This window comes from Polystyrenella longa (assembly GCF_007750395.1).
Classification (GTDB): Bacteria; Planctomycetota; Planctomycetia; order Planctomycetales; family Planctomycetaceae; genus Polystyrenella; species Polystyrenella longa.
On record NZ_CP036281.1, the window covers coordinates 5,995,272 to 6,010,670 of the forward strand.

Here is a 15,399-nt window from a genome sequence, read left to right on the forward strand (position 1 = left end):
TACCGGAGACAGTTTCTCCGGTTTGTTCCTATTCAGCGTACTCGATTCAGCAGGCGAGAGACAGTCTTCCCTTATTTCTGAGAACGAATTCGACCGGAACAAAAAAAAGAGGAGTCGGAACAGCTTGCACTCTTCCGACTCCTGTTGATGATGGTGACCGTCGCCACCTCTTTTTTAATTCATCCGCTATTGCTCGGGAGCAGGTAGAGGTAACGGCCGTGGTTTTCCCGGACGGGGACGAGGTTCGGGACGATCTAATTCCTTTTCCCGTCTTTCGAGGGGGCCGTTTTCCAGGTCGTATCCCTCTTGCATCTCTTGTCGTAGCTGCACACGTCGAGCCGCTTCGCGGGCTTGTTGGACTGCGGGCAGTAATAGAGCCACCATAATACTTCCGGACGCGACGCCCAGCGAAACTTCGGGAACAGTTGAATAAGTTTCGGCGTACAGTTTTTCCTCATCACGCCAGACGACCGTAAAACTTGGTTTGATATGTTGGGTCACCAACTCCACTGGCGGAAAGTCGGGCAACGGTACATCCGGTGGCAGAACACCTTCTTTAATTAACGCCTGTTGCCCAATTCCAATATACATCGGAATGACCGACAGCAACTGCTGATAAGAAAACGTGGGGTCCGTGATTCCGTAAGAGATCGTGCCTTCGGGAAGATTCTTCAAGCGGGCCGCAGTGCGGGGTTCGGGTTCATAGGTTGGGAGTTTTCCCTGTTCCCGCAGCCAGTAGGATTTTAGCCCCTGAGTTGACGAGGAGATCATTAACCAACCATCAGAAACAACCAGGGAAGGAGTAAATGCCCCCGCCAGTGAGAAGGTCATCACCTCTTTGTCATTAATAACGGACTGACGAATGGACACGACGCCTTCAGCTTCGATCAACAGAGGTTCAATCCGCTCAGCTAACATCGCCAGCATCTGTTTCAGTTTTTCTTCATCCTCCACCTTCTGGCGGATCCAGGCATTCGGGATCGAAAATATCCCGGGAGAAGCGGATAAACAGACATAGGTCCCTCCTCCTAAACAACCGAGAAGTTCCTGAGGATCAAAGCCGATGATCTCTGGCACGTGTGCTTTTAGCTCGCGAAATTCCTGTAGCTCTGCCGGGTTCAAGTGTGACACCATGCCATCTGCGATCTTCCAGCCTGCTGCATAAATGCGACTCCATTCCATGCTGTTCGCGCCAAACATGATCAGGTTCGGTGGTAGAGTAAATTCTTGATCGAGCTCCAGAGGGGCCGGATCCCAGAAGGTCATCACTCCCTGAGAGGGGGAGGGAACTTCGATCACAAAACTCCGAACGGTTTCTTCTCCCGCTAGCGAACTGAACATGATTGCCGCGCCGAATTCATGCAGCCCTATGATTTCCAGGAACTGATTTACCGTGATGAAACCTTTTTCGTCCGGTGCAGGGATGGGGATCTGTCCGTAGTTCGTACGGATTTGAGCAAAGTCGAGCCAGCATCGGGAGACCATCGGATTCTCTGCTGCGGCAGGGACGATGTATTCCTTCCAGCAACGGCTGTTAGTGATGTCGCCCACTTTTCCTTCGGCGACTTTAATTGTCGCGTGCGCCGCCCCAATTCCGACGGCAAGGACAAGATGATTCCCCTCGCTCCATAAAGCGGCTTCTACCAGTGGTGGTTTGGGAGCGATCAATTTAAAGACCGTACGGCCTTCGATTTCGATTTCTTCTTGAACAACAGGAAGCTCTTCTTGTTCGAGGAACTGTATTACCAATGATTTCAATTGATCGTGGTAACCCGCAGCTTCGGGCAGGACGACCGTCACGCGCGGGATGGGAAGCTGTCCCGGTTCCGGCAGATTGACGGCGATGCTCGCTCCATGGTCGAGCAGATGCTGGCCAACCTCTTTCGCCAACTGGCCTTCTTCACCAAACTGGTCGACCAGTTTAAAAACAGCATCGACCATTCCCGATTCATAAAAGGCTTTGTAGGCCGCCGTTTGTTCAAACGCCTCGCGATGCTGTTCCAGACCATCCGTAGAAAGATAAAACACAGGGTCGACCTGAATCAACGATTCGACAGTGACCTCTTCCTGGGCCATCAGCGAAGCTGTAGCTCCCCACGTCAGCCAACCGGCCAATCCCAGTAGAGCAGCAAAACAGCGAATTCCGTCCAACATAATTTCGGTCCTGAAATAAGAAGTGCATCCGGGCTAATGAGGTGAAGAGTGAATATCACTCCACCTAATAGAGTACCAATTCTCAATTCGAGTAACAGGTCTTTTCGAACGGTTGGCGAAACATCCTGCACTTACGATCCGGCATCCGGGTTGGTTTCCGTAATCGATTCAGCTCGAGACTGGACGTACTTTTTAAGTACAGAAAGCTATTCTCCTCGTCTCCTGGAGAACACGAATCGGTCTGAAAACGTAAGTTTTGTGTCACCAAAACCTGCCTTGCTTCAACGTGCCTATTACCGAATCAGGATTTAAATATTTCGGAAATCTCCAGAAACACGTACCTGAACACTTTACCAGGAAGGAGATTGTGTCGAATATATTCGCATGTACACAAAACTGATTGGCCATGTCGATTCTGACTGCTTTTACGTCTCGGCGGAACGAGTACGCAGGAGCCATTTGCAGAACGTGCCCTGCGGGGTTCTTGGCAACCAGGGGGCGTGTGTGATCGCCAAGAGCTATGAGCTGAAAGCGGATGGGGTTAAGACGGGAATGCCCATTTGGGAGGCGGTGAAATATTCGGCTCACGCGGTCTTCGTTAAACGAGACTTCCGTTGGTATGAAGTGGTCTCCAAACGGATGTTGGACTTGCTCAAAACCGTGTCTCCCTCTGTTGAGTATTACTCCATTGATGAAATGTTCTTCGATGCAAACCAACTTCCCCGGATTTATAACTGCTCCATGGAAAAGGCAGCCTACTGCTTGCAAGAACAGATTCGCGAAAAGGTGGGGATTCCGGTTTCCATTGGGATCGCCCCATCAAAAACACTCGCCAAGCTCGGCTCCGATACCGCAAAGCCTTATGGTTGTCGTGTGTTATTGAACTCGGATGATGATTTTCTAAAGTCGCAACCTGTCGGGGAACTTTGCGGAGTGGGTGGGAAGAGTAACCTGAAACTACAGGCCCAGGGAATCCACACTTGTTACGACTTCATCCAGGCTGACCGTATCAAAATCCGGAACCTGTTAACGGTTAAAGGAGAGGCTCTCTGGTACGAACTGCATGGCGAATCCGTTTGTCCCATCGTGACGCGCCGACCGACCCACAAAGCGATTTCCAGAGGAGGGTCGATTGGACACAAGTCAAAAGACTGGAACAAAATCACCGGCTGGTTAACCCGCAACATAGAGCGGCTCTCGGAAGCGTTGAACGCAGCGCAGTTGCATACTCATTTACTCACGCTCTCGATTCAGTTTGAAGACCATACCGGTTGGGGCCAGACAGTAAAACTGGAAGAACCGACTTCCGATTCCGGGGATCTCCTCGGTGCGGCCAAGCAGATGATGTCCTGTATGCCCCTGGATCAATGCGTTTCTTATATGCACTTAATCGCTGATCGTTTAACGCCTCACGGGTTAGTTCAAAAATCATTATTCAAACAACGCGCACCCTCGGCGATCGATCAACTCAAAGAAGCAGTAAACACCAAACTGGGAAGGTTTGTCATTCGCAGTGGTGACACCCTCGAAGTGAATGATCTTTACGGAGACGAGGCGAACAATTACGAGATCTGTGACGTATCTGGAAAAATGTGTTTTTAAGGTCCCCTATGTGCGACATCATTTCTGTTACCTGGCGTCAACTGCCGGAAGCTCTCATCAACCAGAGCGGGTTATCTGCATTCCGTCGTGGGAGTGGTGACCTGGAATATCATTTTTCATTTAAGCAGCGTTCTCCCTGTCTCCCTGTTTGGACTGAGGGGCAACTCAGCATTCTCCCCTGGGCAGGGTATTGCCCACGGGAATCGCTCGATGCAGGATGCTGGTCCGAACGTCAACCAGAATCCGTAGAGATTGTTGCCACCCTGTGTTGCGACAAAGGGATCTGGTTTACGGTCAACGAAGGGATCAGAGGGGTACTCGTTGCCCGTCGTGTTTATGTCATCACTGCACCGGCATCTCACTACTACCGAATCATGACCCGACACGATCGCATGCCCGTCTTGATTGGGGAATCGATATGACCTTGGATCACTTTAATGTAGATCCCGCTTTAATAGCCGGGTTCATCGCCACTAAGGCCCGCCCCCACGCGGTAGGCACTAAAAAATGCGAGTAGAATAAACAGCCCATCGAATAGCCCAACCGAAAGCACGGCGACGATGGAAGACAGGACGACGTCACCTCCAAAAATCACGGTAAAGGCCATTACTTTTCCGAGGAAAATGGCAACCAGTGACATGAAGGCAGCCGTTAAGCCGGAGCCGAAGCCCTGAGACTCTCCACAGGCATTTGCCGCCACGAGGGCTCCCATACCAGTAAGCCCTCCCACAGCCCAGGCAATAAAGGCACTTTCACGCCAAGTGAAGTAGGCAATCACGGCCCAAAGGACGGCGCCCACCAAGCCACCCGCGAAGCTACCACCCGCCCAGGCCAGGAACTGCACGAAAGGAGAGGGGCCGGTTGGTTGTCGGCGACGCCTCTGCTCAGGCGGGCGTTTTTTCTTTTTGGGCAATGCCTCACCATCAGAGGAAGAGCGACGTCGCCGAGGAACCGGGGCTGGCAAAGTATCGCCAAATCCGTAGTCCTCTTCTTCAGAGGCGGTACGACTTGATCGTTGACCCGAAGAACGTTGTTGACGGGGTTGCTCCAGTTCGCTGAAGTCTTCCAGCCAGTTGGAGGTTTCATCCGCCGTCATTTCACTGGTGGAAGTCGCTGGTTTTTGCGTTCGAGATTTCTTGCGGACGGGTTGTATTTCAAACTTCTCACTGCATTGAGGGCATTTAGTCCGTCGACCGAACAGGCTTTCGGATTTGATCTTCATGACTTTGCGGCAGTGAGGACACTGAGTCCGGGGTGAGGATGATGTGCTCATAGACGGGTTCCCATGACTGGGGTGAATTCGGAGTAAAATGCGACAGAAAACGGACCAATGGCGCGCATTTCCCGTGGGAACCTTCTCTCCGACAATGCCAGGAGCGGCTGGAATCAGAGACGTGATGAAAACCTGTGTCTGAGTGCCGTTGAAGACGAACGTCCTCGTGAAATGATACGGCGACACCGACACCTCTGAGCTGGTTTTGGGCTTAGAATCCAACCAATCTGCTGAAAAGACGGCACAGCCAAAGTACCGCGCCTGTGAAAAAAGGTCTAGGCTATGTTTGGATTTCCATACGTTTTCGTCTGTTTATTCGAGAGGAGGAATAGATCGCCCTCTCCGCCGAACCTCAGCTCATTCGGAGAAAAACCGAATCACTTTCATACGCACAGACTCTGTCTAAACCGTTCCGAGGCAAGGCCTAACTCTGGCTAACACCCAGAGATTTGCCCCCGTCAATGGCGATCATCGTGCCGGTGACAAACTGGGCCGCGTCGCTGACCAAGTAACCGATCGTTTCAGCCACTTCTTCCGGTGTGATCATACGATTGTTGGCCTTGGCGAGAGGAGAGGCGTTGATGAAACCTCGTACCATCGCCTCGGGATCATTCGACTGGGCAAGGTCAGCGTTCATCATTCCTGTTTCACAAACAGGGCCAGGGCAGACAGCGTTGATGCGGATATTGTCTTTCGCATGACAGAGTCCCAGCGATTTCGTCATTCCAACTAATCCCATTTTGCTGATCGAATAAACCGGGTCATGTTGTCGGGGCAAGAGCCCCGCGTTGCTCGCCGTGTTTACAATGGCGCCACCTCCATTTCGCTGCATCTGGCGAATGGCGTGCTTGCAGCCGAAGAAAGCCCCTTTTAAATTGACGCCCATGCAGGCGTCCCACTCTTCTTCAGTCACCTCCGTGATCGGTTTCACCATACCGATCCCAGCGTTATTCACAAGGATATCCAGTCGCCCCGATTCCCGAACGGCCTGTTCGATCAAACCCTGCACGTCCGCTTCGATTCGTACATCGCATCGTTGTTCAGAGATATTCAGATCGGCGAAGTCCTGTTGGTTCTCGTCCAACAGATTCACATCGCCGATGAAGACCTTGGCCCCCCGTCGAGCGAGCCATTTCGCTGTGGCTCGTCCAATTCCGTTCGCGCCACCGGTCACCACAGCTACTTTGCCAGTCAGTTCCTGAGTTGTCATCGGTCCCTTCCTGTTCACGTTGTTTCCCAATTTAGTCGCTGTTATTCATCTCGCTGATTTCATGTCGTCTCACATCGGTTGTCGGGGCCTACTTTCGTCCCTCTTGAGCAGATTCGCAAGGAAACCTACCGGACTGTTTGTTCACTGTTCGTTAAAATCGCCGAATATCAGGTAGTAAGCATCAGGTTTTCTCCGTATTATAAAGGGACGGGAGAATTTTACGCACCGTTCGTATCTGCGTTTGATTTCTCTGCGTTTGATTTCTCTGGGTTTGATTTCACTGGGTTTGATTTCACTGAGTTTGATTTCACTGAGTTTTCCCGACATCCCTGCCGTTCGGCATTCACTTCGCGATCACTACTGAGGAACACCTGATTGATGTTCTCATCTTTTTCAAACAGCGGCAGCGTTCCCTTCATTCGATACTCATTCTGCTTCGGCCTGATGTTGATTGTGAGCGGGATGGTCGTGTCCGCTTCGGCGGCGCCTAAAACGCAAGGGTTCAGCACCGGTTCGCGGGATCCGTTCGTGACCGAAATCAATCAACGGTTGGATCAGCATTGGAAAGACAACGAAGTTGTTCCCTCCGATATCGCCGACGACGAAGAATGGCTCCGTCGCGTGTACCTCGATCTGACGGGCCGCATTCCTTCCACTGAAGAGGTGCGAAGGTTTCTGGGAGAAAAAGAGGAAGCCCCCAGCCGAACGCAGATCATTGAGGAATTACTGAGCAGCGATGAATACATTTCCAACTGGACCACTGTCTGGACGAATCTGTCCATCGGTCGGCAGACACCTCGCCGGGTCAGTCGTCGAGGTATGGAAAAATTCTACCGCGAAGCTTTTGCGAGAAACCGTCCCTGGAACGAAGTCGTTACCGATCTCATTCTGGCCGAAGGTCACTACGAAGAAAATGGCGCCGTCAATTATCTACTGGCACAGATGACGATGCGGGACGAACAAGTACTGCTCACCGCGAAGACCGCCAAACTCTTTCTTGGACAACAGCTCCAGTGCGTGCAATGTCACAACCATCCATTCAATCAATGGAAGCAAGAACAGTTCTGGCAGTTCAATAGCTTCTTTCGACAGATCGATAAAATTGATCACCGCAAAATAGACCCCGATTCAGGTCGTCGAGTTGATGACTATTCAGAAGTCGTTCTCCGTGATTTTTCTGGTCCCGTCCATTTCGATCGACGTGATGGTCTGAAGCAAGTCGCTTACCCGATTTTCAACGGAGAGTCGGTGAATCCCGATGTCACCACCGACCGCCGCGAAGGCCTGACTTCACTTCTGGCTCAGGGAGAACGCCCCGCCATTGCCTCGGCGATGGTGAACCGGATGTGGTCACACTTCTTCGGTTATGGCTTCGTCAATCCTGTCGATGACATCGGCCCGCACAACCACTCGGCCATGCCCGAACTGTTTGACCGTATGGCGGACGAGTTCGTCAAAAACAACTACGACGTTAAAAAGCTGATGAACTGGATCGTCAACTCGAAAGCGTACAACCTGACCAGCAAGTTCAACCCTGGCAATGAATTCGACGACCCCGCCGCGGGCGAGACGCCTCTGTTCAGCAAGATGTATCTGAAATCACTCGAAGCGGAACAACTTTACGATTCACTACTCGTCGCAACCCGGGCCGACGCCGCTGGTCGTGCTGACTACGAAGAACAATTGAACCGCCGCGAACAATGGTTGCGGCAATTTGTAATCGAATTCGGTAACGATGAAGGCACCGAAGCGACCACTTTCAACGGAACAATTCCACAAGCGCTGATGTTGATGAACGGACAACTTGTTCGTAACGCAATGTCGATGGAAGGGGAAAGTTTCCTGCAGCAGTTGAAGAACAACAGCAAACTAAAACCGCTGGAAAAAGTGAACGAAGTTTACCTTGCCACGTTAAATCGATACCCAACCAGCCGCGAGCGAAGTGCGTTGACAAAACTGTTCAAAGGGAATCCCGAAGAAGCCGCCTTGCAGGATCTGTTATGGGCCCTGCTGAATTCGAACGAGTTTATTACGAATCATTAATCGAATACAAACTTTATTTGACATCGCTCCGACTTCATCACCAAATACAAATCTACTAACCGCAAGCATTGCGGGAGCCAAACATGAATTTACCGACTCCAACTGGAATGAACCGCCGTCACTTTCTCCGACATATGGCGACGAGTGCAGCGACTGTTCCTGCGCTGCAGTTCATGTCGCATCTTGAAGCGAACGCCGCAACCGTCAAAAGTAATCAGAAGTCGTGCATTCTGATGTGGATGGGGGGCGGTCCTCCTACGATTGATATCTGGGACCTCAAACCGAAATCCACCAACGGCGGAGAATTCAAACCGATCTCAACAGCAGGTGACTTCCAGATCACCGAAGCGCTCCCCGAAACGGCCAAGATCATGGACAACCTATCCATCGTCCGTTCGATGAGCACACGCGAAGCCGATCATGATCGCGGACGTTATTACCTGCATACGTCGTTCGTCCCCAATCCCACCGTGGTACACCCTCCCTTTGGATCGGTCATCAGTAAAGAGCTGGGAGACAAACGGGAGAACCTGACGATTCCCTCCTTCGTTGCCGTTGGTGGTTCTCCCGGTTCACCAGGTTACCTTGGCATGTCCCATGCACCCTTTAACGTCGACAGCAACGGTCAGATCCGTAATGCGAACATGGAAGGGCTCAACCCGACTCAGATGGCGTCCCGATTGTCGATGTTGAAAACAGTGGAGACCCAGTTCATTGATTCCAACCGCGGGTCAATGTCTAAAGACCATCAGGATATTTATCGCAAAGCCCTGACGCTACTGTATTCCGATCAGATGACCGCTTTCGAAGTTGCCCAGGAGCCTGCTGAGGTTCAGGAAGCCTACGGAGACACTGGCTTCGGTCGCGGACTGCTGCTGGCCCGTCGCCTCGCTGAACGTGGCGTTCCCTTTATTGAAGTCGACATGGGAGGCTGGGACCTGCATCAGGATGTTTTCTCTACTCTGCGGGACAACCGCATGCCTACAGTCGATAAAGCGATGTCCACACTTGTGAAAGACCTCAAAGAACGGGGCATGCTGGACAACACGGTTCTCGTCTGGATGGGTGAGTTCGGTCGGACACCGCGCATTAATCAGAATACTGGCCGCGATCACTGGGCCCGCAGTTGGTCGGTCGTGATTGGTGGTGGCGGAATTAAAGGTGGTATCGCCGTCGGCGCCACCGACGATGAAGGAATTGAAGTCATCGGCAAAGGGTATCAACCGGGCGATATCTGGGCGACTGTGGCCCAAGCCATGGGTGTCCCCGTGAATACCGAATACCGTTCCGCCAACGGTCGTCCCATGAAAATGGTCAACACCGGTCAACCCATCACCGAGCTGATTTAAACCGAGCGATGTGAGTGGAATAGAGTTCCATCATGTTCTCGTGCGTAAATCAGGCAGGCATGGTTTCTGGCAATCTCATTCCGAAATCTCATTCCGCGATCTCAACGAAAAGTATGGTCCGGCTGTCCGCTCATTGGTTCCTGCCTTCCTTATACATTCGGGGACGCATAGAATTCGGATAAAGACGCTCGATTCACGCGGCACCATTTCACCTCGGGAAGATTCTGGCGGGGACTGCTGGAATAACTGACAGAACATCATGACAGAGAACACCACCACGAATCCGTTGCGAGTTTGTAGTTTCGAGAGCCGACGTTCGGAAGAAACGCGAACCTTGATCACCAAAATGGGCGGCGTCGCGACGGTGGTTCCTTCCATGAAGGAAGTACCGCTCACCGAAAATGAACATGGCCTGAAGTTTGCCAAACAGATTTTCGCGGGCGAAATCGATTACGTCGTCTTCATGACGGGCGTGGGTACGCGGCAATTGTTCAACGTCATTGAAACCAAATGGCCGCTCACTGAATTTCTGACCGAACTCCAGAAATACGTCGTCATTAGCCGCGGCCCCAAACCTGTAAAAGTACTCAAGGAAGAAAAAGTTCGCATCGACTTCGTCGCTCCCGAACCGAACACCTGGCACGAACTGCTCGAAACAATGCAGGCCGGACTCGACCTCAAAGACAAGGTGATCGCTGTTCAGGAGTACGGAATCCCGAGCACCGAGTTCTACCAGGAACTGGCCGGTCTCGGCGCCGAAGTGCGGTCTGTCCCCGTGTATTCCTGGGCATTCCCGGATGACCCCGCCCCCTTGTATAAATCCATCCATCAAACCATCGCGGGCGAGTTCGACGTGCTGGCATTCACCAGCGCCAATCAGGCGACGCACGTCTTTCAGGCAGCGCATGAGCAGGAAGTCTTCGACGAGTGGCTCGCCGCCGCACAAAAGTTGGTCATTGCCTCGATTGGACCAACGGCAACCGAACATCTGACCAAACTCAATCTTCCTCCACAGCTGGAAGCCAGCCCCCCCAAATTGGGCCCCTTTATTCGCACAATCATGACCGAGGGTCCCGCGCTGGTGAACCGATGATTTAAAGAGAGTCTGTCCTCCGGGAATTCAAAAACAGGTCGCCATTCGTTATCCTTATCGATGTAACGTGGACCTACTTTTATTACCCTCGAGCGGAAGTCTTCTCTCTTGATTACCCCCGAATTAGCGAACAGCCGGTTCATGAAAGCGGCCCGTTGCGAGCCGACCGACACGACCCCTATCTGGTTAATGCGACAGGCAGGGCGGTACATGCCGGAGTACATGGCCGTACGGAACAAGGTGACCTTCCTTGAGCTTTGTAAAACGCCCGAACTGGCCGCGCAGGTGACATTGGAGGCTCGTGAGATACTGGGGGTCGACGCTGCGATTCTCTTTGCTGACTTGCTTCCGATTTTGCAACTCGTTGGCTTCGACCTGACCTACGAAAAGGGCGAAGGACCCCAAATTCATAACCCGTTTCGGGAACCGGCCGATCTCAAGCGGATTCAACGCGTTCAGAATATCGACGACCTTGGTTACGTGTTCGACGCCATCCAGCTCATTCGCAAACAATTGCCCCCCGATATTCCTCTGCTGGGGTTTGCCGGGGCGCCTTTCACTCTTGCTTCGTATGCGATTGAAGGGGGCGGTTCCCGTAATTATCTGGACACCAAACGGATTATGTATTCGCACCCGGAAGTCTGGGACGAATTGATGAACACGCTCGTCGATTCGGTTTCGGGTTATCTTAATCGGCAGCTGGAAATGGGTTGTCAGGCGGTACAAATCTTTGACAGTTGGGCCGGTTGTCTGAGCCCCGACGATTACCGGCACTTCGCCTTCCCCTACACCAAAAGGCTGATCAGTTCGCTTCCCGCCGATACACCGGTGATCAACTTCCTGACAGGCAACCCCGCATTACTTCCGTTACAGGTCGCTGCAGGTGGTACGGTGCAGGGACTCGACTGGCGTGTTGATATGGCAGAGGCCTGGAAATCGATGGGCTACCATCAAGCTGTGCAGGGGAACCTCGATCCGGCTTCGCTCTTTTGTGAGTTCGATGTGCTCAAAGAGAAAGCTCAGGATGTGCTCGACAAAGCCGCCGGGCGCCCAGGTCACATATTTAATCTTGGCCACGGTATCATGCCGGGCGTCAATCCTCAGAACGCGATCGACCTGGTGAAGTTTGTCCATGAGGCAGGAGCCCAGATTGCGGAAACTCAGATTTAAGTATCTGTAAACAACGACTCGGAATAACAACTTCGAGTAATTACACGAAGCCATCAACTGGGCGCGATAACCTGACCACAGCAACTGTCCGTTCTGATTGAGATCAAACAAGGATTCCATCAACGTGAGTGCCGGGGAGATCATTCTACTGGGAACAGGAACGTCCGTCGGTGTGCCGGTGGCGGGCTGCGACTGCGAAGTCTGTCTGTCAGAGAATCCCAAAAACAATCACACGCGGTCGGGCGTGTACGTCGAGGCGCCCGAGGGAAACTTCGTTATCGACACCGCTCCCGAGCTTCGTATTCAACTCGTACGAGAGCGTGTGCAGGCAGTGCATGCGGCCCTCTTCACGCATGGCCACGCAGATCACATCTACGGACTGGATGACCTGCGTATCTACGGTCATCGTCAGGATGCACCCGTTGACTTATACTGTGAAGAGATCGTTGAACAGCATCTGCGTCAGTCCTTCAGTTATGCCTTCGACACGAACAGCCCCCGACCGCATAAGTTTGCCGTACCGCGATTTGAATTTCGATCTATCTCGATGGAGCCCTTTACTATTCTGGGGTTACCCGTCCAACCCATCCGTCTGCTTCACGGTCAGTTGCCTGTTCTTGGTTACCGCATTGGAAACTTTGCATTCTGTACTGATGTCAGTGAGATTCCCGAAGAAAGCTGGCCACTGCTGGAAGGGCTCGACACGCTTATCATCGACGCTCTGCGTCATAGTCCGCACCCGACGCACTTCAACGTCGATCAGGCATTGGAAGCGATCCGGCGTTTGAAACCACTGCAAACCTACCTCACCCACATTTCGCACTCACTCGAATACGAGGCGACGAACGCCATTCTGCCCGAGGGAGTGGAAATGGCATATGACGGATTGCGTGTGAACTACGAGGTATAGGTTTCTGCTCGATCAGTTTCTCACGGGCGTCTTGTTCTGGACAGTTGGGCAGGGTATAAGGGGAGTCTAGAATTCATGAAGAATTGTTGATGCGTTCCGAGTTCTCCACTCGGCAAACAGAGTATTCCCAATTCCTCGAAGACTCTCCTCTCTGCTTTACTCACTTCAGACACAAAGATCGCGTTCGATGAGCCAGCCCCCCTCCGACGAACAAACTCACAATCCGGCCACACCGGAGAACACCGTCGAAGACCTGCATGTTCAGGATCCGCCCACCCGCTTCCTCGGTATTGTTAAACAACTAGGCCCGGGGCTTATTATTGCGAGTGCGATTGTAGGTTCGGGTGAATTAATCGCGACGACGAAGACTGGCGCTCAAGCAGGCCTGTCACTTCTCTGGTTAATCTTCTTTGGTTGTCTGATCAAAGTCTTCGTACAGATTGAACTGGGGCGATTCACCATCAGCGAAGGACAAACTTCGCTCGCGGCACTCAACAGTGTGCCCGGCCCACGCTTAAAAATCAATTGGATTATCTGGGTCTGGTTTGCGATGATGCTCACCAGTATGGCCCAACTGGGCGGGATCGTCGGTGGTGTCGGACAGGCGGCTGCTATCGCCCTGCCGATCACGGGTGACTATGCGGAGGTCGTCAGGGCTCCTTCCGAAAAGCAGATTGACTGGTACCTCACCTATAAAGCGGACCGGGAACTTGCCGATCAAACACAATCCAACTTCAGTCAACTTCCCCCCGTTCACCAAGAACGGGCCGAGTTTGGCATGCAGTATCTGGAGACTCGTTTTGAAAGTCTGCGAGCAGAAGGATATCCGATTGATGAACTGATCTCGCGCGTTGATGGTGGGGAAACACTGATCGATCCGAATACCTGGGATGATCGGCTCTGGGCGCTGCTTGTGACCATCTTCACGGCGATACTGCTCTATTTAAGCCGTTACAACCTGATTCAGACCGTGGCGATGGTATTAGTTGTTTCGTTTACTCTAATCACCATTGGCAATGTGATTTCACTGCAGGCGACCGAATATTTCTCGGTGACGTTCAATGAGCTCATGTCGGGACTGGCATTTAAGCTACCGGAACCCATAGGCGGAATCGACCCGGTTAAAACCGCGATTGCCACGTTTGGAATCATTGGAGTAGGGGCATCCGAGTTGATCGCCTATCCCTATTGGTGCCAGGAAAAAGGATACGCGAAGTTCACCGGACCACGACAGAATTCGGATGCATGGAGTAACAGAGCGAAAGGGTGGCTGCGGGTAATGCGGTTTGACGCATTTAACTCGATGATCATCTACACGATCGCCACAATGGCGTTTTACTTCATGGGAGCGACGGTCCTGTTCCGTCAGGGGCTCGACCCCGATGGCATGCGGATGGTGACCACCTTGTCGAGTGCCTACGTCCCCATCTTTGGCAACTATGCCCGTTGGCTCTTCCTGATCGGGGCGATTGCCGTTCTCTATTCGACCTTCCTGGTGGCGAATGCATCCAATGCCCGAATGTGGTCGGACTTCTTCCGGATCGCTGGCTTATTCAAAATCAACACTGAAGAAAAGTTCATGAAGTGTGTCGGCATCATGAGTGTCGTACTTCCCTGCATCAGCTTTTGTGTCTTCGCCAGCCGCGCAAACCCGGTGACAACAGTTCTCATCGCCGGAATGATGCAATCGATCATGCTACCGATGATTGGTTTTGCGGCCCTCTATTTCCGCTATAAGCGAATCGACCGACGACTGAGGCCCGGTCTGGTATGGGACATCTTCCTGATTCTCTCGTTCCTGGGGCTACTGGTAACGGGATCCTGGGGCTTGATCAAAGTCCTCACGGAATAAAGAATAACTCCTCAGACGTGCGGACGTCCTGTACAAAGCAACTTCCTGACTGAGCCGGTTGAGACCAAATTGTAATGTGGATAAAAATTTGCGGTGTCAAAGAGATCGAAGCCGCCAATCAGGTGGCCCGGTCCGGAGCGTCTGCGATCGGACTGAACTTCTTTGCGAAGTCTAAGCGATCCACCAATCTCAAACAGGCTAGAGAGATTGCCACAGCGGTGCGCGGTCAGCTCGAACTGGTCGGCCTGTTTGTGAATCACTCCCCTGCAGAAGTGGTGGAACATGCTCGGCAATTGCAACTCGACTGGATCCAATTGCATGGCGATGAACCCCCCGCTTATCTTGCAGGGCTTCAGTCCGAACTCGTTCTCGATCTTCCTTCCATCAAATTGATGAAGGCTTTCCGCGTTGGCCCCCAGGGGCTGGACGAAGTTGCTAACTACCTTGACGAATGTCGTCAGGCTGGCGTCAAGTTATCGGCCTGTCTGATTGATGCCGCGGTGCAGGGCGAGTTCGGCGGCACAGGTCATGTCGCTCCCTGGGACCTGGTGCGGGATCAATACGATCGAACCAACTGGCCTCCACTCGTTCTGGCAGGAGGCCTGACTTCAGCCAATGTTCGCGCAGCGACAGCAGCTGTGGATCCCTGGGGAATCGATACTGCGAGTGGCGTCGAGTCGTCGCCGGGTGTCAAAGACGCACGGATGATCAATGAATTCGTAAACGCCATTCGACAGTAACTG

General features: G+C 52.5%; 13 protein-coding genes. 9 read left to right on the forward strand and 4 right to left on the reverse strand.

From position 1 onward, the window contains the following. Positions 1-186 precede the first annotated feature (186 nt). Positions 187-2,154, reverse strand: a complete 1,968-nt coding sequence (locus Pla110_RS21955) for a hypothetical protein (RefSeq protein WP_144999286.1) — start codon at positions 2,152-2,154, stop codon at positions 187-189. 384 nt (positions 2,155-2,538) lie between these two features. Here Pla110_RS21955 and Pla110_RS21960 point away from each other — a divergent pair, with 384 nt between their 5' ends. Next, complete coding sequence (locus Pla110_RS21960; protein WP_144999287.1) at positions 2,539-3,756, forward strand: DNA polymerase Y family protein; 1,218 nt, start codon at positions 2,539-2,541, stop codon at positions 3,754-3,756. A gap of 8 nt (positions 3,757-3,764) precedes the next feature. Beyond that, the gene (locus Pla110_RS21965; RefSeq protein ID WP_144999288.1) at positions 3,765-4,178 is read left to right on the forward strand and encodes a hypothetical protein; all 414 of its coding nucleotides are present in this window, start codon (positions 3,765-3,767) and stop codon (positions 4,176-4,178) included. A gap of 29 nt (positions 4,179-4,207) precedes the next feature. Here Pla110_RS21965 and Pla110_RS21970 read toward each other — a convergent pair whose 3' ends face one another. From Pla110_RS21970 to Pla110_RS22795, 3 genes are all read right to left on the reverse strand, one after another. Then, on the reverse strand, positions 4,208-5,029 hold the full coding sequence (locus Pla110_RS21970; RefSeq protein WP_144999289.1) for a zinc ribbon domain-containing protein: 822 nt from the start codon (positions 5,027-5,029) through the stop codon (positions 4,208-4,210). 424 nt (positions 5,030-5,453) lie between these two features. After that, complete coding sequence (locus Pla110_RS21975; RefSeq protein WP_144999290.1) at positions 5,454-6,239, reverse strand: SDR family NAD(P)-dependent oxidoreductase; 786 nt, start codon at positions 6,237-6,239, stop codon at positions 5,454-5,456. A gap of 218 nt (positions 6,240-6,457) precedes the next feature. Further along, on the reverse strand, positions 6,458-6,748 hold the full coding sequence (locus Pla110_RS22795; protein WP_197440389.1) for a hypothetical protein: 291 nt from the start codon (positions 6,746-6,748) through the stop codon (positions 6,458-6,460). Positions 6,749-6,767: 19 nt separating this feature from the next. Here Pla110_RS22795 and Pla110_RS21985 point away from each other — a divergent pair, with 19 nt between their 5' ends. The 7 genes from Pla110_RS21985 to Pla110_RS22015 all read left to right on the forward strand — a co-directional run bounded on the left by Pla110_RS21985 (position 6,768) and on the right by Pla110_RS22015 (position 15,396). Continuing rightward, a complete protein-coding gene (locus tag Pla110_RS21985) occupies positions 6,768-8,282 on the forward strand; it encodes a DUF1549 domain-containing protein (protein ID WP_197440390.1) in 1,515 nt (504 codons plus the stop codon). An 83-nt stretch (positions 8,283-8,365) separates the two neighbouring features. Then, positions 8,366-9,631, forward strand: a complete 1,266-nt coding sequence (locus Pla110_RS21990; RefSeq protein ID WP_144999292.1) for a DUF1501 domain-containing protein — start codon at positions 8,366-8,368, stop codon at positions 9,629-9,631. A gap of 259 nt (positions 9,632-9,890) precedes the next feature. After that, positions 9,891-10,724 (forward strand): uroporphyrinogen-III synthase, encoded by an 834-nt coding sequence (locus Pla110_RS21995; protein ID WP_144999294.1) that lies wholly within the window; start codon positions 9,891-9,893, stop codon positions 10,722-10,724. A gap of 108 nt (positions 10,725-10,832) precedes the next feature. Next, positions 10,833-11,894, forward strand: coding sequence for a uroporphyrinogen decarboxylase (gene hemE, locus Pla110_RS22000; protein WP_144999296.1), 1,062 nt, complete (start codon positions 10,833-10,835; stop codon positions 11,892-11,894). A 124-nt stretch (positions 11,895-12,018) separates the two neighbouring features. After that, complete coding sequence (locus Pla110_RS22005) at positions 12,019-12,804, forward strand: MBL fold metallo-hydrolase (RefSeq protein ID WP_231742753.1); 786 nt, start codon at positions 12,019-12,021, stop codon at positions 12,802-12,804. Positions 12,805-12,991: 187 nt separating this feature from the next. Then, positions 12,992-14,656 carry an Nramp family divalent metal transporter gene (locus Pla110_RS22010; RefSeq protein WP_144999298.1) on the forward strand — a complete coding sequence of 555 codons (1,665 nt, stop codon included), beginning with the start codon at positions 12,992-12,994 and terminating at the stop codon, positions 14,654-14,656. A gap of 74 nt (positions 14,657-14,730) precedes the next feature. Then, a complete protein-coding gene (locus Pla110_RS22015; RefSeq protein WP_144999300.1) occupies positions 14,731-15,396 on the forward strand; it encodes a phosphoribosylanthranilate isomerase in 666 nt (221 codons plus the stop codon). The last annotated feature ends 3 nt before the right edge of the window (positions 15,397-15,399 follow it).